Consider the following 18,932-nt stretch of genomic DNA (forward strand, 5'->3'; position numbering starts at 1 on the left):
ATATTTGAATTTTTCGGATGCAAATAAGATATATATAAATGGTTCCAAAAGGTAAACTAATCATAATAGGTGGTGCAATAAATACGGGCAGTTTTGCTGAAACGCAATTCGGGTTACCTGAGAATATGAACTTTTTCGAACGTGGAATTTTAAAACGGATTACTACCGAATCCACTAAAGGCATCGAATCCAGGTTTGAAATTATTACCACAGCTTCTTTAATGCCCGAAAAGGTTGGCGAAGAATACATTAAAGCTTACGCACAACTAGACGTTCATAATGTTGGTGTTTTAAATATTGCAAATAGAGAGGCTGCAAACGCACCAGAAAATTGTGATCGGATTAAAGCTGCCGATGTAATTATTTTTACAGGAGGCGATCAACTGCGCTTATCATCCATATTTGGAGGCACTGCTATCCATCAAATTTTATTAAGTAAATACAAAGATGAACCCGTAGTAATTGCAGGTACATCAGCAGGTGCTGCGGCGAGTTCGAAAAATATGATTTACCAAGGCAGTAGCAAAGACGCCTTACTTAAAGGTGAAGTTAAAATAACTGGCGGTTTAGGATTTATTGATGATGTTATTGTGGATACACATTTTGTACAGCGCGGTAGAATTGGACGCTTACTTTATGCTGCAGCAAGTAACCCGGGTATTTTAGGCATTGGTTTAGGTGAAGATACAGGCCTTTTTATATCCGAAGGGCATATTATGGAAGCAATAGGTTCTGGAATGGTTATTTTGGTTGATGGCAGACACATGGCAGATACAAATTTAACAGATGTTGAAATGGGCCAACCCGTATCGATAAAAAATATGATTGTGCACGTAATGTGCGATGGTGATGTGTATGATTTAGCCGATCACAGTTTAAATATTCATCATCCAAAAGTAGTTGCGATAGATTAATTTAGTTTGCAGTAAATTGTTTTCAGTTTTAATAGATTGATACTCGATACTAATATCTTGATACTCATAACTCAAAAATGAAATTAATTATACACGGTGGTTTTTTTAGTGAATCTTCCACCAACCAAGAGACGAAAAAAGCCAAGCAAAATTCGCTTTCAGCAATTGTAGCTAAAGGTTACGCATTTTTAAAAACCCATACGGCACTCGAAACGGTTGTTTATACGGTGGCGCTTTTAGAAGATGATGAATTGTTTAATGCGGGCATTGGCTCGCAAATTCAAAGCGATGGCAAGGTAAGACTTAGCGCCTCATTAATGGATGGGAAAACAGAAAAATTTAGTGGGGTTATTAATATCGAAGACATTAAAAATCCGATACAAATTTCAGCTTCACTTTTGGATTACGATGATCGTGTTTTAAGTGGGGAAGGCGCGCAACAGTTTGCCAGAGCTCATGGAGCAGCCTTTTTTAATCCAATTACCGAACAACGACAAAAAGAATACGAAGCCAAACTTAATCAGCAGCATAACTTAGGTACCGTTGGTTGTGTTGCTTTAGATGGTAATGGAGATTTAGCAGCTGGAACATCTACAGGCGGTAAAGGTTTTGAAATTCCTTGTCGCGTAAGTGATTCGGCAACCGTAGCCGGAAACTATGCTAATAAATTTGCAGGCATCTCTTGTACCGGCGTTGGTGAAGACATTGTAAGCGGTGCTTTGGCCGCTAAAATTGTAACTAGAGTTACCGATGGTTTTACACTTAAAGATGCTAGCGATAAATCATTTGCCGAACTTAAAGCTTTTGATGGTTTTGCGGGTATTGTAGGTATTTCGGCGAAGGGAGAAATTTACCATTGCGATTCTCATCCATATATGGTTTGGGCGTCTTTTGATGAAGAATTAGCGGTTTTTGAATAGTTATCCATCGATTATTATCAAAACCAAAACGATAAATTTTAGTAAAAGCAATAAAAAAAACCCCAATTAGATTTTAGGTCTAATCGGGGTTTTAATTTATTTAAAATACGATTATTTCGAACCGCTATTTACGACAACTCTGCCAGATTGTTGGATAAAATCGGCCATTACATGTAATGATTCATTTTCTATAAAATCAAAATCATCTTGTTTAACAACTTTTTCTCCCTTTTTAATGGCAGGCAAACCACGTAAAGCCCTCAATTGATTTTGTTTAACCAAAGTCTTTGCTTCTTGCGCATCGCGTTCTGCTTTCAACTTCGTTTCGTTTAAAGTAACTGAAACTTCATTACTGCGTTTTTTAACATCAGCAATTTCTTCATTTAAGTATTTAAAGTCTAGTGAATTGGCAATTCTTTGCTCACTTGATTTTTTTAATTCAGCTTTAATTGGTTTAATATCAGCCACTAATTTAAAGTTAGAACTCGGAATAACATCATAAGGCAAAGCCGATTTTTCTGTATCTTCTCCAATTTTATCCATTGGGTAAAGTGATGGGAAAACCACATCTGGTGTAACGCCTTTATGTTGTGTACTGGTACCGGCAACACGGTAAAATTTAGCCATTGTTAAATTTATTTGGCCAAGGTTTAGATCATCTGTACTGGCTGCAGAAGGTGAAGTACGAACGGTGGTCGCTTTGTTCTTATTAATTAAGTTGGCAATACTTCTTAATACACCAGGATTAATAATTTTATTCAAATCGATTGAAGATTGAACCGTTCCTTTACCGTAGGTTTGGCTGCCCATAATTATACCACGACCGTAATCTTGTATGGCACCAGCAAAAATTTCAGATGCAGAAGCACTCAAGCGGTCAACCATCACTCCGAATGGTCCATCCCAAGAAACACCTTCATTTTCATCTTCATCAACCTCAATTTTACCTTGTAAATTTCTAACCTGCACAACCGGTCCTTGATCAATAAATAAACCTGTTAATGAAATGGCTTCAAGTAACGATCCGCCACCATTTCCACGTAAATCCATCACAATTGCATCTACTTTGTTAATATTTTTTAAGGTATCTATTAAAAGTCTAACATCTCTTGTGGTACTTTTATAGTTTTTATCTCCAGCATTTGCTGCTTTAAAATCGGCGTAGAAAGCAGGTAGTTTTATAATTCCTATTTTAAATGTTTTGCCATTTTCTTCAATGGTTTTTACTTCTTTTTTAGCAGATTGGTCTTGCAAAATGATTTTTTCTCTAATCAAATCGACAATTACAGGTTTAGAAGACATTTCTTTGCCAACTGGTATTATTTTTAAACGCACTTTGGTGTTCTTTGGGCCTTTAATCTTCGAAACCGTAGCGTCTAATCTCCAGCCAACAATATCTACAAATTCTCCATCACCTTGTGCAACTGCAATAATTCTATCGCCAGAATTTAATAATTTACTCTTAAAAGCTGGTCCGCCGGGGATAATTTCGCCTACCTTAACCACTTCATTCTCTAGCTGTAACCGTGCGCCAATACCCTCAAACGAACGAGACATATCTTCATTAAAAGCGGTTGCGTTACTTGGATTAAAGTAGTTTGTATGTGGGTCAATTGATTCTGTAAATGCATCCATCAAAATTTGAAATACATCTTGATTATTTGATTTAGAAGTTTGCGATTTAAGGTTTTGATAGCGCTTTGTTAACGTTTCTACATTTTTCGCCTGGTTGGTACCAGCTAAATTTAAATTAATCAACTCATATTTAACTCTCTTTCCCCAAGTATCATCTAAAGCGGCAATACTTGTAGCCCAAGGTAATTTTTCACGATCGTAAACGAAGGTATCGTTCTGATTAAAATCAAATTTCTTCTTCACTTGATTTAGCGAATATTCGAAATATTCGTTAAGCCTCTTTGCATATACATTGTAAATGTAAAAAGGCGCGCTTAAATCGCCATTCTTAAAATCATCGTCAAGTGTATATCTAAACTTTTCAAAATCTTTAATATCCGAAGCCAAAAAGTAATTTTTTCCTTGATCTAAGGCTTTTATATAATTATCCAAAACGATAGAAGAAATCGAATCGTTAACTTTAATTTTTTTGTAATTGTAGCTTTCGATAAGGTTTACAACTTCCTTAATTACAATTTTCTGTTGTTCATCGGGCATTATATTTTTAACCCCTTCCACAACAATTTGCGGTTTTGGTGTTGCGTGGCAGGCTAAAACTGCTCCTGTAAAAATTGTAAAAAATATATTCTTTAACATTTCTTTAAATAATTTAAAATCCATTTTTATAATTAACAAACTGCTGTAATAATGCTATCTAATAAACAAAAAAAAGAGACAGCATTACAGTCCCTTTAAAACCTACCAAATCTAGCTAAAAGCTTTTTAGCAAACAATTTCTAAAAAGCTAACGTAAACTAATATTATTTGTTTTAAAAGGTTTTTATCAAAATTTTACAGTAGGTAAACTTCTGCAAGTTTTCGATTGATTGGTAGGGCAAAAAAAAGGCTTAGGTTTTCCATCGTAATTCATTTTTTTAAATTGATAAACCATTAAAATTTCTCGGCTCGATTGTGAGATGTAGAAAATTGTTATTGGTTTAATTGATGAATCAAATTTTAGAAAAACTATAGCATTGCACAATAACCAATTGTAGGTATTTTTTAGTACGCGCCAACCTTATACTATTTTATGTTCGTAGGCATATTTAAGTAAACCAACAAGGCTTTGGGTACATGTTTTTCTAAAAATATTTTTCCGATGCGTTTCTACAGTTCGCTCGCTGATAAAAAGTTTATCGGCAATTTGCTTGTTGCTTAATTCTTGTTCTATTAAACGGATAATTTCTATTTCTCTGTTTGTTAAACAGCAAGTGCCCGTCACTGGGTGGCCTTTCATCAGCTCTTGAGTTACTTCTTCGCTAAAATAGGTATGTCCCTCTAAAATGCGGCGCAATGCTTCCAACAGTCCTTGTTTTCCTGTGTTTTTAAGAATGTATCCTGATATTCCAGCATCAATCATCTCTTTGATTACTTGATAATCGCCAAACATGGATAAAGCCAATATTTTAATTGAAGGAAATTGTTTTTTTACCACGCGGGTAAGCTCAACGCCAGACATTTCGGGCATATTAATATCCGTTAATAAAATATCAACAGGTGTGGTTTCCAAAAGCTTAATTACATCCAAAGGCTGATTACTACAGCCTACAACCTGATATTGGTCTTCATTATTTAATAGAGATTTGAGTCCATCAACAATCATTTGGTGGTCATCAACAATAAATAATTTGGTTTGAGGGTTAATCATTCGTCTAATTTACAAAGGAATATGGATAGCAACAAGTGTTCCGGCGCCTGGTTGCGAAGAAAAATCGACTGTTCCTTTTAAATATGCTACTCTACTCATCATATTTTTTAAGCCTAAGCCGTTAAAATTTAACGTTTTGTTGGTATCAAATCCGTCGCCGTTGTCTTCGATCATTACGTTTATACCTTCTTCATCTTTAGTTAATTGTATATCTAAACTGTTGGCATTTGCATGTTTAATAACATTGTTAACCGATTCTTGAATCACCCTGTACAAAACCGTTTCTATGTTTTGATCTAATCGTTGTTGAAGGCCGAAAGTTTCGAGATTTACTTTGAGTTTGCGGGCATCTATTTTAGAGATAAAATCTCTAACGGCTGCAGTTAAGCCCGATTTTAAAAGTACGTTCGGTGCCATTTGATGCGCAATTACCCTAACCTCTTTGCAACTTTCATCTACCAAATCTAACGTTTTATCAAACATCATTTCACCGTCTTTATTCTTGAAGTCAATATCTTCAACAATAGCAGATAAATTCATCTTCACGGTAGAAAACATTTGCCCCAATCCATCATGTAATTCTGAAGAAATTCTTTTTCTTTCGTTTTCCTCGGCAATTAAAACTGCCTGTGTAGCCAAATCCTGTTGTTTAATTACCTCTTTTTGCAAACGGGTTTCTTGCATTAGCTTATACCGATTATAAAACAAAAACCCTATAACTAAAGCTAAAAGAAAGGCGCCTGCAATTATGGTTATTGTTGTATTTCTTTTAATGAGCTGTAGCTTCTGTACTTGGTTTTCTGAGTTTAGTAATTTTATTTTTTGCTCTTTTTTTTCAGTTTCGTAAGCGATTTGTAATTCGCTAATTTTATCAGTATTCTGCTTACTGTAAATACTGTCTTTCATCAACATACTCTTTTTGTAAGCGTTTAACGAGCCAATATAATCTTGTTTGTTTTCATAAACTGTCGATAAAATATTGTAAGCTTCTCTCAAGTAATCTTTCGCATTTAACTCATTAAAATAACCAATACTTTTCTTCAGGTATTTTTCGGCTTCGGGAAAATTGTTAAGCTTTGAATAACATAACCCTATATTCTTATAGCAAGAAGCTTCGCCAAGTTTATCTTTCATAAAAACTCTAAACTGAAGAGATTCTTGGTAAAATTTCATCGCCTTGGTATAATCTCCTTTTTCGTAAAAAATTTGGCCTAAGCTATTATATAATGTAGCAAGTTCACTTTTGCTGTTCGATGCCTTGCTCAATGCAATGGCTAAATTTGCATATTTTAAAGCTTCATCAAAGTTTTTGGCTTCGAAATAGTATTGCAACATACCAGAATAGGCATTGGCTAATGTAGAAGGCGAATTATTTTTTTTGCTCAGTGTGATGGCACGCTCGAAATAACTTTTAGAAAGGGCGTTTTTTCTAAAGTTTCGATAAATGTTACCGATGTTAACTAAAACAATGGCTTCTTTAACTTCGTCTCCTGTTTCTTCATAAATTTTAAGTGCTTTAGTCATATACAAAATTGCCTCATCGTAGCGGCCTTGTTGCTTGTATATAACCGCAATATTGGATAGTGAACCTACTGCTTTGGCTTTTAAGCCTAGCTTATCTCTAATTTGATAAGAAATTTTATAATTTGCTAAGGCTTCTGTAAACTTATTTACGCGTGTGTATGCATTTCCAATATCGCTATGCGCAAGCGCAATTGCCTCTTGATTATTCAATTTTTTGGCCAGCTTTAATTCTTCATTACCAAAAAAAAGTGCCTTATCAAAATTTATAAAACCGTAACCCCAAGATAAATCGCCATACGCAATTATTTTAATAGAGTCTGGTTTAGAAGATTTAACGATTATTTCTAAACTATCGAGTTTTTTTTGATTTTGGGCATAACTAAAATTCCATGCTAAAAGCATTAAAGTTAAACACAAAAAGGATTTAACACTTAGTTTCATTTTGAGAGAGATTTTGTTTAGAATTACGGTAACTCAATTTTAAATGTTATTTCTTCAGTGCGGTTGTTCTTGCATCGATAAGGCTCCGGGCATCGCTAACTTGGCCTGCATACTGTGTGCTTTTTATTGATCTGGCTAAAAATTCCACTCTGTTTAAATCGCGTTTTGCCAAAGTAAAATCTCTTTTTTTAATTTTAACGCTTACAATACCCAAAATAGATTCGATGTAAGAATTGTTGTTGTTTAACCTTTGCGCTAAAATGCCTTGTTGACTATAAAACCATAAAGATTGAGTGGTTTTATTCATAGCTAAATATACTTTTCCCAATCGTGAATAGGTATCCATTACGCCAACTCTGTTACTAAGTTTCGAATAGCTTTTAAGCGCAACGTTTAGTAAAATCTGTTCTGCATCTATAAACCTGCCCAATTGATAATGCATTTGACTCATTTTGGTAACACATTGCGCATATCTATTTAAATTTCTAACAACATTATATTCAAAAGCTGCTTTACCAAATAAAGTTAATGCGGTGTTAAAATCGCCCTTGTGTTCGGCTTCTTCGGCATTTTCATAAAAAGTATTGCCATCTTCTAAATCATAATTAGAGATGGCAATATTTATAGATTTGTTGTTAGTCTGATTGTATAAAATATCAGCACTATAGCAATTTTGAGCACTTAAAGTTAACGTTGATGAGAGGCCAATTAGCGCCAGTAAAAATTTGGTCATGTAGCAAAAATAATACTTTATAATTAATACACGGTATAAACACAACACACTCAACTATTTATTATTTACGAGGCTCGTTTTGTTTTGGCATTTGCATCGACATCATTTCCTTCAAGGTTTTATTCATTCCCTCGGTACTTCCATCTAAGAAGATAACGTTTCCGTTTCCGTTTTCGGCAAAATGCTTAATAGATTCTGTCCACATGGTGAATAAAATTACCGAAATATCCAAATTGGCATCTTCCATTTCCTGTGCAGCTTTTGTCATACCATGAGCAACTTCCGCACGGAAAAGCGCGATACCTTGTCCGCGTAATTGCGCAGCCTCACGTTCGGCAGTTGCGGCAATTTTAATCGCATTACCATCAGCCTCTGCTGCTTTAGTTTTAGTAATTAATAAAGCTTGTCCTTCATTTTCTGCTGCGGCTTTTAAGTTGTTTGATGCCACCACACGGCTCATCGAACGCATAATCTCCTCATCAAAAGTAATATCGTTTAATTGAAGATCTTGCAAATGGTAACCCCATCCATCAAGCACTTGGTCAATCTGTTCTTTTACGTGTAGCACAATCTCATTCCGTTGCGCCAAAACATTTGCCTGTTTTTGTGTAGCCACATAAGCTCTAATAGATCCTTCAATTGTTCTAATTAAAGCCTGCATTAAGTTGGTGGCATCCACAAATTTAAAGGCCACATTTTTAATGGTTTCTTCATCTTGGTTAACTACCGAATAAAGTAGCATGGCTTTAAAATAAACATTTGCCTGATCTTGCGTTACGGCCTGAAAAGACAGCTCAACAGATCGGTTTTGAATAGATATGCGCGAATAAATCTGCTCAATTAAAGGAATTTTGAAATTCAGCCCAGGTCTTAACTGGCGTTGATATTTCCCGAAAACAGTAATAACGGCAATTGTGCCTTGTTTTACCGTAACAAATGAGCTTAAAAGGATTATAACTCCAAAAAAGATCAGTACATAAATAACGTATTGCATAATGTAATTTTTTTATGAAGTTATAAAAAATTCACACAAACTACACTAAGCATTGTGTAGCTTTATTTTTTTCAAAACAATTACTGATGATAAAATCTAAATTTTTAATAGCAGGCACCGCAATTTTACTCATGGCCTCCTGCCAAAACAACAAAAAAGAAAACGAAAAGAAAAGTGCTTTTCTCGACCCAAGTACTATGGATACTACGGTTAAACCAGGGGATAACTTTTTCTTATACGCAAATGGTAAGTGGTTTAAAAATGCAGTTATACCTAAAACAGAAAAAGGCTGGGGCTCTTTTTACACTTTGTATAATGATAACCTTAAAAATTTGCATTCCATTTTAGAAAATGCGGCTAAAAGTAAAGCCGCTAAAGGAAGTATGGCGCAAAAAGTTGGCGATTTTTACAGTAGCGGAATGGACACCCTTGCAATTGAAAAATTGGGAGATACGCCTATTAAACCTGTTTTGGCTAAAATTGATGCGATCAAGAACGAGCAAGATTTGATTAATTTTGTTGCTGATGGCTTTAAAGAAGGTCATGGCGACTTACTTTCTTTTGATGTGGGTGCAGATGATAAAATAAGCACAAAAAATGCACTTTCATTTTCTCAAGGTGGTTTAACCCTGCCCGATATGAGTTATTATTTAGATAAAGATGATAAAGCCAAGAAAATAAGAGCATCTTATATAGATTACATAAAAAAACTGTTCACGCTAACGGGCGATTCTTTAAACGCATCAAAATATGCCGCAGATATTTTGAAGTTAGAAACTACAATTGCGCAATCGCATTCTACACCGGTAGAACTTCGTGATCCGCAAAAAAATTATAATAAAATGAGTGTCGCCGATTTTCAGAAGCTGATGCCAAATATAAATTTAACAAATGTTTTTGCTAAAGGTGGCCTTAAAACGGATACGGTTATTGTTCGCCAACCAAAATATTATCAATCGTTAAGCAGTTTAATTAAAAGCCAACCGATTGATATTTGGAAAGAGAAACTAAAATTTGATGTGTTAAACGATGAGGCAGGCGCATTAACAAAAGGCTTTAGATTGGCAAAGTTCGATTTTTTTGGTAAGGTATTAAGTGGCCAACTGGTACAAACCGAGCGTTGGAAAACAATTGTTAACAATGCAGACAATAGCCTGGGCGATTTAGTTGGACAACTTTACACCGAAAAATATTTTACACCAGAAGCAAAAAAGCGCATGTTAACTTTGGTTGATAACCTGCAAAAGGTTTATGCCGAACGAATTCAGAAATTAGATTGGATGAGCGCTGCAACTAAGACAAAAGCGTTGGAAAAGTTAAATGCTTTTGTTAAAAAAATCGGTTATACCGATAAATGGAAAAAGTACGATGATGTAGAAATTTCTAAAGATGATTATTATGGCAATTTGCAATCTGCAAAAAAGCACGAGTATAAAGAGATGATCGATAAACTTGGTAAGCCAGTAGATAAGACAGAATGGGGTATGACACCGCCAACAGTAAATGCGTACTACAATCCTTCATACAACGAAATAGTTTTCCCTGCGGGAATTTTGCAGTTTCCCTTCTTTGATTTTGATGCCGATGATGCCATTAATTATGGTGCGATAGGCGCGGTAATTGGCCACGAAATGACGCATGGTTTCGACGATCAAGGCCGCCAGTATGATGCAACAGGTAATTTAAAAGAATGGTGGACGAAAGCTGATGCAGATAAATTTAAATCGAAAGCCGATAAAGTAGTTGCACTTTACAATAAATTTACGCTATTGGATAATCAACATGTAAACGGCTCGCTTACTTTGGGCGAAAATTTAGCAGATATTGGCGGTATAAACATTGCTTACGATGCTTTTAAACTTACAGAACAAGGTAAAGGCGATAAAAAAATCGATGGTTTAACGCCCGATCAGCGTTTCTTTTTAAGCTTCGCCCAGGTTTGGAGGATGAAAACCCGCGATGAAACAATGCGTGTTCGTTTAAAAACCGATCCACATAGTCCAGAAATGTTTAGGGTAAATGGTTCTGTTTATAATATGGAAGCATTTTATAAAGCATTTAATATACCCACTACGGCAAAAATGTATTTAGCACCAGCCGATAGATTAGGCGTTTGGTAGTAGAAAAGTATAATTGTTTAAAAACCCATTTCGTTAATTTGAAATGGGTTTTTTTATGCACACTGAAACAAAATGATAGCAATTTTGTATTTAAGTTACAAATTTATCATCATGAACGTAAAACGCACCTTCGGCACAATTTTAACAGTATTAGGAATAATTGGGATAATTTACGCTGGCTACGGATTTATAAGCCATAATAACGATACACGAGCACTAATAGTTGCGAGTATAATTGGTATAATATTTTTTGTATCGGGAATTGGCTTGGTAAAAAACACAAAAGACGAGGTATAAAACGCTAAGTTTCCAAAATCTTACGACTGGATATATAAGGCATCATAGCTTTGCATTGCCATATTATTAGCTTTTATCGAGTCAATCAAGCTTTTTAAATCTCAGGATTAAAATAACGATTACTGTTATTGTGAGGTAACAAATCCCTAATAACCAGTTATTTATATCTATATTTAAATATATTTAAAGATAGAATGATGATGAATAGAATGGCAATACAAACTAATATCAGTAGTGCCTTAACAAGGCTGTTTTCCATATAACTATTGTTTCCTGATATAAAAATGCGTTATTTTTTCTTGTGTCTGATTGATGCATATTGGCCTACTGCTACAAAAAACATTGCTAAAATAATAATGCCACCAGAGATTAAATTTTTTGGATTTTCAATAATGTAATAGGTAGCGGCTAACATTAGCAAAATTGCACATATTCCAATAATGTAATGTATTAATAATCCTTTCATCTGTTAGTCGATTACGGTAATTCTATTGTTTTCAAATTTTAATTTGTTGCCTTTAAAATCTTGGTCGGTTAGGGTTTTCATTCTTTTAAAAGCACCAAAATTCTTATCCAGCGTTAAGCGACTGATTTTTTCTTGCTTAATAGAGACTACATCAGCGTATAAAAAATCACCTTTGGCATTTATTTTAAGTTGTAGCAATGGCGCGATACTGTTATTTCCTTTTAAGCTGAACATTCCATAGGTGCAAAAATTACCTAAGCTGTAGGCGATGAATTTATTTTTATATACCTCAACGGCACGCGTTACATGTGGGCCGTGGCCCAAAACTACATCTGCGCCAGCATCAATAACTGCATGGGCAAAGGCGTAAACATTGCCTCTATTCTCTCTAAAAAATATTTCATTTTTCCTGGTTACATGTTCAAACCTTGCGCCTTCGCCACCACCATGAAAAGATACAATTACAATATCAGCCAATTTTTTTAACCTTTCTACCAAAGCTTTTGCGCTGTCAATTTTATTGATAGAAACTGTATTTTCGTTTGGTGCAAAAGCACAAAATGCATACCTAACGCTGTCTTTTTCGAAAATTTCAAATTGTTTATTCGTTTGGCCGGCGTAATGAATTTTTAATGAATCTAAAATTTTGGCAGTATTTTTTCTGCCCAAGGCATCAAAATCGCCAACATGGTTATTGGCAATACTTAAAACATTAAAACCAGCTTTTTTGTAAATTCCTGCATAGCGCTCTGGCATTCTAAAGGCATAACAACTACCCGGATTTAAACCATTGCATTTGCTAGAGTTGCCTGAGTTTAAAAAGCACCCTTCTAAATTACCAAAAACAATATCGCCCTTTAACAAACTATCAACAGCTTGGAAACTTTTTACAGCATCATCTGGTGGAAGATTTGATTTTGATGGAAATGCGGAGCCAAGCATAATATCTCCAACAGCGGTTATCGAAATCGTATCCTTAATTTTTCTAACCTGAACAGTATCTTGTTTTTTTTGATTTGCAATAACCACAGGCTTACTTTGGCAACTCATTAAAAAATAAGCGCCTCCAGATATTAAAACTAAAAAACTAATAAAATTCTTCATTGGTGGTCATAAAAAAATCCTCCAAAATTGCTTTCGGAGGATATAAAATATTGTCTTTGATGATTGTCCCTTAATCTTTTATCTAAACTATTCTACTGTAAAATCTTTTTTGTACGATTCTAATATTCTTCCGCCTTTATAAAAAAAGCGACTGTAATAAGGTTCGTTCAAATTGCTGATTACAACACCTCTAGAGCTAGATGCGTGTGCAAACCTATTATCGCCTAAATAAATGCCAATATGAGAAATGCTTTTGCTTTTAATTTTGAAGAAAACTAGGTCTCCTTCTTTCAACTCATCTTTAGAAACAGGATCAACCATGCTAAAAATATCTCTTGAATTTCTTAATATAGTAGTGTTGAAAACTTTATCGTAAATCGCTTTCGTAAACGCCGAACAATCTATTCCTTTTTTTGTTGTACCACCAAAACGATAAGGTGTTCCAATCCATTCGTACACGAATTTGTATAGTTTTAGGTTAGAAGTTGCATCAACCGCAACGCCCATAACTTGAGAAAAATATTGCGAAGCTAAGTTATCGGGGTCATTTAATTCTTTACCAGATTCTTTTGTTTTTGTTTGTGCAAAGGCACAAGAGAGCGTGCATACAGCTATTAAGAATGAAAACAAAATTTTTTTAATCATGTTATACAGTTATGTTTGGTTTAATTCACTTCAACACTAACGTACACCATACATGGCATATTGTTGGTTACAAAAGTATTAATTATGTCAAGGTTATCCAAATGTTAATTAATTAAAATGTAAAGTTATTAACATTTACGACTTTTGTTGAGTTATTTTCAGCTAGTTAGCCATATTTATTTTTGCACAATTCTCACTTTCGCTGCTTTAAATCCCTAATTTTTTAATTAGGTAAATAGGTGCTATGGCAAAATATTATTCTACGTTAAATTTGATTGCATAACGCAAAAAGCTGTAAAGTTTGGCGTTTGTAAAACAAATCAAATATAAAAACCGCATATTTAAAACAATTGTATTGAGCAAAAAATTAGCATTAAATGAAATAGATGCTAATTTACCTAATGATTTTACATTTAAAAGTGCCAAAAATTGTAATAAAAAAATTAGATTTGCTTTCGCAAAAAAACAAATACCATAAAATGAGTGCAGTAGAAATAAATAAAGATACTTGGTTAAAATGGTTTGAATCGATGTTGCTTATGCGCAAATTCGAAGAAAAGACAGGCCAGTTATACGGTCAACAAAAAATTCGTGGCTTTTGTCACTTATATATCGGACAGGAAGCTGTGGTTGCAGGTGCATTATCTGCTATGCAAAAAGGCGATTCGATGATTACAACTTATCGCGATCATGCACATGCATTGGCTTTGGGCGTAAGCGCCGATAGTATTATGGCAGAAATGTATGGTAAAGCAACCGGTTGCTCAAAAGGTAAAGGTGGCTCTATGCACATGTTTAGCAAAGAACATAACTTTTATGGTGGCCACGCAATTGTTGGCGGTCAAATTCCATTAGGTGCGGGTGTTGCTTTTGCAGAAAAATATAAAGGAACAGATAATGTTAACATTTGTTACATGGGCGATGGTGCAGTACGCCAGGGTGCTTTAAACGAAACTTTTAACATGGCCATGTTGTGGAAGTTGCCTGTAATTTTTGTTTGTGAAAACAACGGTTACGCAATGGGTACATCGGTAGAGCGTACCACTAACATGACTGATATATACAAAATTGGTTTAGGTTTTGATATGCCTTGCGCACCTGTTGATGGTATGGATCCTGTTGCCGTTCATAATGCGATGGATGAAGCGATTCAACGTGCTCGTAAAGGTGATGGACCAACTTTCTTAGAAATGAGAACTTACCGTTACCGCGGTCATTCAATGTCTGATCCTGCAAAATATCGTACAAAAGAAGAATTAGAAGATTATAAAGCCAAAGATCCTGTTGATCTTGCGAGAGAAACCATCCTTAAAGAAAAGTATGCAGATCAAGCTTGGATAGAAGAAGTAGAAGCTAAAGTTAAGGGCATTGTAGATCATGCTGTTAAGTTTGCAGAAGAATCGCCATGGCCTGATCCATCAGAATTGTATAAAGATGTGTACAAAACGGATAACTATCCATTTGTAATGGACTAATTTTTTAAAAAAAGATTTCAATTAATTGATATAATGGCTGAAGTAATTAAAATGCCCAAAATGAGCGACACCATGACCGAAGGGGTTTTGGCGAAGTGGCACAAAAAAGTGGGAGATAAAGTAAAAAGCGGAGATGTTTTAGCAGAAGTAGAAACTGATAAAGCAACAATGGACATGGAATCTTATTGGGATGGTACGCTTTTATACATAGGTGTAGAAGAAGGCACATCAGTTCCAGTTGATGCAGTAATGGCCGTTATAGGTAAGGAAGGTGAAGATTATAAAGCCGCTCTGGAAGCCGAAAGCGGAAATTCTAAAGCGGAAAGCGAAAAAGCTGAAAGTCCGCAGGCCGAAAGTGCTAAAGTTGACGAGGCTCCTGCGCAAGTTGGTGGTTTAAGTGAAGAGGAATTAATAGCCAAAGGAATTACCGTAATTCGTATGCCTTTGCTAAGCGATACCATGACGGAAGGCGTAATTGCCGAATGGCATAAAAAAGTTGGCGATAAAGTTAAGGATGATGATGTTTTGGCTGATGTAGAAACCGATAAGGCAACTATGGAAGTTATGGGTTATGCAACTGGTACTTTATTACATATTGGTGTAGAAAAAGGCGCTGCGGCAAAAGTTAACGGTATTATCGCTATTGTTGGTCCAGAAGGAACTGATGTGAGTGGTATTTTAGCGGGTGGAGCTCAAAGCTCAAACCTGCCTGCCGGACAGGCAGGGCCGAAAGCTGAAAGCTCAAATTCTGATAGTGAACAAAAAGCACAAGCTTCGGCATCTCCAGAAATTGAGACCGCAAGAACCACATCTTGTGGCCCTGTTGATGCAGGAACCGATAATGATAGTCGTATAAAAGCTTCTCCTTTGGCAAAGAAAATTGCTAAAGATAAAGGGATTGATTTATCTCAAGTTTCTGGCAGCGCCGAAGGCGGCAGAATTATTAAAAAAGATATAGAGAATTATAAGGCAGCACCTCAAGCTGAAAGTGGAATGCCTAAAGCAGAAAGCGCACCACAGAAAGCTCAAGTTGTCGCTCCAGTTATTCCTACTTTTGTTGGTGAAGTTAAATTTACCGAAGCGCCAGTTTCGCAAATGCGTAAAATTATTGCGAAACGTTTAGCCGAAAGTTTATTTACAGCGCCACATTTTTACTTAACTGTAAGTATTGATATGGATAACGCAATGGCTGCACGTACTGCGATTAATACCGTTGCACCAGTAAAGGTTTCATTCAACGATATCGTAATTAAAGCAGTTGCAGTGGCCTTGAAAAAACATCCAGCAGTTAATTCATCGTGGGGTGGCGATAAAATTCGTTTCAACGAACACACCAATATTGGTGTAGCTATGGCGGTTGAAGATGGTTTATTGGTGCCAGTTGTTCGTTTTGCCGATGGTAAATCACTATCTCACATTTCTGCTGAAGTGAAAGATTTTGGTGCTAAAGCAAAGGCAAAAAAGCTTCAACCCGCAGATTGGGAAGGTTCAACTTTTACGGTTTCTAACTTAGGTATGTTCGGTATCGATGAATTTACATCAATTATAAATTCCCCTGACGGCGCAATTTTATCTGTAGGTGCAATACAAGCTGTACCGGTAGTTAAAAATGGTGCTGTTGTACCGGGTAATGTAATGAAATTGACTTTAGGTTGCGATCACCGTGTGGTAGATGGATCAACAGGAGCACAGTTTTTACAAACTTTAAAAGGGTTATTAGAAGAACCAATTAGGTTATTAGCGTAGCATAAATCGTCATTCCGAGGGAAGCAAAGCGACGAGGAATCTTTTTAGGAGATTCTTCGCTATGCTCAGAATGACAAAACCATAAATATTCTAAAGCCATTCTTGAAAAAGAATGGCTTTTTTATTTTAGAAAAGCCAATTGCTACAACTATCATTGTTCGTCCCGCTTTCGTTTATAGTCCTCATTTCGTTTCGCTACGCTTTCACTCATTCCGGGCTAATCACTCAATCGGGTTTAGAAATTAAATACAGTACATAAAACTTAATTTTAAAACCAACGGGGGTCAAAAATTAAAAAATTGACCCACGTTTTTACAATGTGGACAAAAAAGGGATAAATTGACTTATGTCAAGTATTTATATCTAATCAAAAGGCACTCCTTAAAGTTCAAATTTTTTGTTGTGTTGAATATTTATATCTTGCAGTACATAAACAAGTTATAATTCATGAAACAACTGCAAACTATTCAGCAAGTTCATAAAATGTTTGATACAGCGGGTAGCAGTCCATTATTGGTAACTTGTAATGATTTGAATGACTGGGTTTGCAAATATGACAAACACCCTAATTATCTCTTTAATGAACTGGTTGCTGCAGAGTTCGGGAAATTATGGGGTATTAATATTCCTGAAACATCATTAATCACTGTAAACAAGCAACATATCCCATTTGAAAAGTATAAAACTTTACAACCGAACTTTTTTGATAAACAATGTTTTGGTTCTTCGCATTTGAAGAATACAAAAGATTTAGATTTAACAGTTATACCCTTATTTAAGGATAAGAATTTTCGAAATAAAATTACCGATAAGTCAGGTTTTCTGAGAATTGCTCTATTTGATATGTGGTTAGCCAATGAAGATAGAAATTACAACAATAATAATCTATTATTACATTATGCAAAAGACAACAGCTTATCCTTTTATGCAATAGATCATGTTGCCATTTTTAATTCTAGCTTTTTAAATTATGGAATACAATCTTTAACTGAGGATGATAGTATTCTAAATACCGAACTAGCTAAACTATTATTTGCCCACGATAGGAAATTAGGTGAAACAGTAGATAAGCTAGTTGAAAATTTTTACCTTTACACCAAAGAATGTGAGGCGAAGTTAGATAATATATTTGCCTTAGTGCCAAACTCTTGGGCTGTAGATGCTGTTAATATAAAAGCAAAAATGAAACGATACTTGTTTCCTGATGCTTGGAAAAATCAATGTGAAGATAACTTTAGAGCACTTATACATTCTTTAATACTAACCTAAAATGAAAACTTTATTTTCAATATTATATGTTCCAATTAGTACTACGCTTGATGAGCGAGTAAGTATTGGACTAATTATGTTTAATGGCGAGCAACATTTTTTTAAGTATTCTGCGCTAAAACTTCAAGCGATTAAAGGTTTATTAGATAGCGAAAGTAACACGATTCTAAAAACCTACTTAAAAACATTAGAAAAAGAAATAAATAGTAGTTCGGGTACTGCAGACGAGCTTTTTGATGTGGAAATTAGTGCAAAAGCAAATTGGATAAACACTTCTTATATATCTTATTTATCTAAATACTCCAATAACTTAATTCAATTTTCTGAAGCTAAAACGATAGAAATTCCACTAAATTCTACGAATTTTAAAAAGGTTTTTGAAAAGTATATCTTCCAGTATAATGAAGTTACTGAAGTAGATGAAAGCATTAGTGTGTATCAGAAAGTTAAAGCTAAACTTTATCCTAACATAGTTGGTAAAGTAAATGTAGATAAAACAGTTACACCCAACGATTTTAAAAACTTAATTGCGCCTTTCGAAGTTAATTTTATCGGTTTAAATGGTGTACCAGTTGCAGGACAGGCAATTGATTTTGAGAAGCAACACTTTTATTTAGAGAATGACATCAGTAGATTTATCGCGTTAACAAATGCTTTAGAATTAGATGAAAAAAGAGATGGAAAATATTTTGTATTAGGCAGAGAACCGAAAGTGAATCATAATCAAAGAAATCATTTAATGTGGGAACAGATAAGAGATTCTGATTTTTTAGAATTTGTTGATATTGATGAAGTTGGCATAGTTGAAGATTACATTAATAAAAACAATGTTGCCCCATTTTTTAATTAATACTTTTAAGAAATAATAATTTAAGGCTTTCAAATTTTTGGAAGCTTTTTTTATGCCCTTAAAAAACTATATTTACAACAAAACAAATAAATTATAGATTAAACTTAAAAAA

16 protein-coding genes are annotated in these 18,932 nt (G+C 34.8%); 8 read left to right on the forward strand and 8 right to left on the reverse strand.

Annotated elements, in window-relative coordinates:
* The first annotated feature begins 38 nt into the window (after positions 1-38).
* Together EZJ43_RS04825 and EZJ43_RS04830 are read left to right on the forward strand one after the other, a co-directional pair.
* Positions 39-914 (forward strand): cyanophycinase, encoded by an 876-nt coding sequence (locus EZJ43_RS04825; RefSeq protein WP_133261536.1) that lies wholly within the window; start codon positions 39-41, stop codon positions 912-914.
* Positions 915-991: 77 nt separating this feature from the next.
* The gene (locus tag EZJ43_RS04830) at positions 992-1,834 is read left to right on the forward strand and encodes an isoaspartyl peptidase/L-asparaginase (RefSeq protein ID WP_133261537.1); all 843 of its coding nucleotides are present in this window, start codon (positions 992-994) and stop codon (positions 1,832-1,834) included.
* A 111-nt stretch (positions 1,835-1,945) separates the two neighbouring features.
* Here the strand turns inward: EZJ43_RS04830 and EZJ43_RS04835 are convergent, their stop codons facing one another.
* The 5 genes from EZJ43_RS04835 to EZJ43_RS04855 form a co-directional block, all read right to left on the reverse strand.
* Positions 1,946-4,129, reverse strand: a complete 2,184-nt coding sequence (locus EZJ43_RS04835; protein WP_133261538.1) for a carboxy terminal-processing peptidase — start codon at positions 4,127-4,129, stop codon at positions 1,946-1,948.
* 397 nt (positions 4,130-4,526) lie between these two features.
* Positions 4,527-5,156 (reverse strand): response regulator, encoded by a 630-nt coding sequence (locus EZJ43_RS04840; protein WP_133261539.1) that lies wholly within the window; start codon positions 5,154-5,156, stop codon positions 4,527-4,529.
* Between the two features lie 9 nt (positions 5,157-5,165).
* Positions 5,166-7,082 carry an ATP-binding protein gene (locus EZJ43_RS04845; protein ID WP_207924568.1) on the reverse strand — a complete coding sequence of 639 codons (1,917 nt, stop codon included), beginning with the start codon at positions 7,080-7,082 and terminating at the stop codon, positions 5,166-5,168.
* Positions 7,083-7,167: 85 nt separating this feature from the next.
* The gene (locus tag EZJ43_RS04850) at positions 7,168-7,854 is read right to left on the reverse strand and encodes a hypothetical protein (protein ID WP_133261541.1); all 687 of its coding nucleotides are present in this window, start codon (positions 7,852-7,854) and stop codon (positions 7,168-7,170) included.
* A 61-nt stretch (positions 7,855-7,915) separates the two neighbouring features.
* Complete coding sequence (locus EZJ43_RS04855) at positions 7,916-8,848, reverse strand: SPFH domain-containing protein (protein ID WP_133261542.1); 933 nt, start codon at positions 8,846-8,848, stop codon at positions 7,916-7,918.
* An 86-nt stretch (positions 8,849-8,934) separates the two neighbouring features.
* Between EZJ43_RS04855 and EZJ43_RS04860 the strand changes: the two genes are divergently transcribed.
* The gene (locus tag EZJ43_RS04860) at positions 8,935-10,968 is read left to right on the forward strand and encodes a M13 family metallopeptidase (RefSeq protein ID WP_133261543.1); all 2,034 of its coding nucleotides are present in this window, start codon (positions 8,935-8,937) and stop codon (positions 10,966-10,968) included.
* Between the two features lie 111 nt (positions 10,969-11,079).
* The gene (locus EZJ43_RS04865) at positions 11,080-11,265 is read left to right on the forward strand and encodes a hypothetical protein (protein WP_133261607.1); all 186 of its coding nucleotides are present in this window, start codon (positions 11,080-11,082) and stop codon (positions 11,263-11,265) included.
* 289 nt (positions 11,266-11,554) lie between these two features.
* Here the strand turns inward: EZJ43_RS04865 and EZJ43_RS17040 are convergent, their stop codons facing one another.
* The 3 genes from EZJ43_RS17040 to EZJ43_RS04875 form a co-directional block, all read right to left on the reverse strand.
* Entirely contained in the window at positions 11,555-11,731 is a 177-nt protein-coding gene (locus tag EZJ43_RS17040; RefSeq protein ID WP_165953085.1) for a hypothetical protein, read from the reverse strand.
* A gap of 3 nt (positions 11,732-11,734) precedes the next feature.
* Positions 11,735-12,835: a CapA family protein gene (locus EZJ43_RS04870; protein ID WP_133261544.1), complete on the reverse strand. Its 1,101-nt coding sequence runs from the start codon at positions 12,833-12,835 to the stop codon at positions 11,735-11,737.
* An 87-nt stretch (positions 12,836-12,922) separates the two neighbouring features.
* A complete protein-coding gene (locus EZJ43_RS04875; protein ID WP_133261545.1) occupies positions 12,923-13,480 on the reverse strand; it encodes a C40 family peptidase in 558 nt (185 codons plus the stop codon).
* 479 nt (positions 13,481-13,959) lie between these two features.
* Here EZJ43_RS04875 and pdhA point away from each other — a divergent pair, with 479 nt between their 5' ends.
* From pdhA to EZJ43_RS04895, 4 genes are all read left to right on the forward strand, one after another.
* Entirely contained in the window at positions 13,960-14,955 is a 996-nt protein-coding gene (gene pdhA / locus EZJ43_RS04880; protein WP_133261608.1) for a pyruvate dehydrogenase (acetyl-transferring) E1 component subunit alpha, read from the forward strand.
* Between the two features lie 33 nt (positions 14,956-14,988).
* The gene (locus EZJ43_RS04885; RefSeq protein WP_133261546.1) at positions 14,989-16,701 is read left to right on the forward strand and encodes a dihydrolipoamide acetyltransferase family protein; all 1,713 of its coding nucleotides are present in this window, start codon (positions 14,989-14,991) and stop codon (positions 16,699-16,701) included.
* 447 nt (positions 16,702-17,148) lie between these two features.
* Positions 17,149-17,970 carry a HipA family kinase gene (locus EZJ43_RS04890; RefSeq protein WP_133261547.1) on the forward strand — a complete coding sequence of 274 codons (822 nt, stop codon included), beginning with the start codon at positions 17,149-17,151 and terminating at the stop codon, positions 17,968-17,970.
* Position 17,971: 1 nt separating this feature from the next.
* Entirely contained in the window at positions 17,972-18,820 is an 849-nt protein-coding gene (locus EZJ43_RS04895; protein WP_133261548.1) for a hypothetical protein, read from the forward strand.
* The last annotated feature ends 112 nt before the right edge of the window (positions 18,821-18,932 follow it).

The organism is Pedobacter changchengzhani, assembly GCF_004354365.1.
GTDB classification, from domain to species: Bacteria; Bacteroidota; Bacteroidia; order Sphingobacteriales; family Sphingobacteriaceae; genus Pedobacter; species Pedobacter changchengzhani.

What these genes read in the sequence shown, in the direction of transcription:
- EZJ43_RS04825 (WP_133261536.1), top strand. Translation starts at nt 39, where the DNA reads ATGGTTCCAAAAGGTAAACTAATCATAATAGGTGGTGCAATAAATACG.
- EZJ43_RS04830 (WP_133261537.1), top strand. Translation starts at nt 992, where the DNA reads ATGAAATTAATTATACACGGTGGTTTTTTTAGTGAATCTTCCACCAAC.
- EZJ43_RS04835 (WP_133261538.1), bottom strand. Translation starts at nt 4,129, where the DNA reads ATGGATTTTAAATTATTTAAAGAAATGTTAAAGAATATATTTTTTACA.
- EZJ43_RS04840 (WP_133261539.1), bottom strand. Translation starts at nt 5,156, where the DNA reads ATGATTAACCCTCAAACCAAATTATTTATTGTTGATGACCACCAAATG.
- EZJ43_RS04845 (WP_207924568.1), bottom strand. Translation starts at nt 7,082, where the DNA reads ATGCTTTTAGCATGGAATTTTAGTTATGCCCAAAATCAAAAAAAACTC.
- EZJ43_RS04850 (WP_133261541.1), bottom strand. Translation starts at nt 7,854, where the DNA reads ATGACCAAATTTTTACTGGCGCTAATTGGCCTCTCATCAACGTTAACT.
- EZJ43_RS04855 (WP_133261542.1), bottom strand. Translation starts at nt 8,848, where the DNA reads ATGCAATACGTTATTTATGTACTGATCTTTTTTGGAGTTATAATCCTT.
- EZJ43_RS04860 (WP_133261543.1), top strand. Translation starts at nt 8,935, where the DNA reads ATGATAAAATCTAAATTTTTAATAGCAGGCACCGCAATTTTACTCATG.
- EZJ43_RS04865 (WP_133261607.1), top strand. Translation starts at nt 11,080, where the DNA reads ATGAACGTAAAACGCACCTTCGGCACAATTTTAACAGTATTAGGAATA.
- EZJ43_RS17040 (WP_165953085.1), bottom strand. Translation starts at nt 11,731, where the DNA reads ATGAAAGGATTATTAATACATTACATTATTGGAATATGTGCAATTTTG.
- EZJ43_RS04870 (WP_133261544.1), bottom strand. Translation starts at nt 12,835, where the DNA reads ATGAAGAATTTTATTAGTTTTTTAGTTTTAATATCTGGAGGCGCTTAT.
- EZJ43_RS04875 (WP_133261545.1), bottom strand. Translation starts at nt 13,480, where the DNA reads ATGATTAAAAAAATTTTGTTTTCATTCTTAATAGCTGTATGCACGCTC.
- pdhA (WP_133261608.1), top strand. Translation starts at nt 13,960, where the DNA reads ATGAGTGCAGTAGAAATAAATAAAGATACTTGGTTAAAATGGTTTGAA.
- EZJ43_RS04885 (WP_133261546.1), top strand. Translation starts at nt 14,989, where the DNA reads ATGGCTGAAGTAATTAAAATGCCCAAAATGAGCGACACCATGACCGAA.
- EZJ43_RS04890 (WP_133261547.1), top strand. Translation starts at nt 17,149, where the DNA reads ATGAAACAACTGCAAACTATTCAGCAAGTTCATAAAATGTTTGATACA.
- EZJ43_RS04895 (WP_133261548.1), top strand. Translation starts at nt 17,972, where the DNA reads ATGAAAACTTTATTTTCAATATTATATGTTCCAATTAGTACTACGCTT.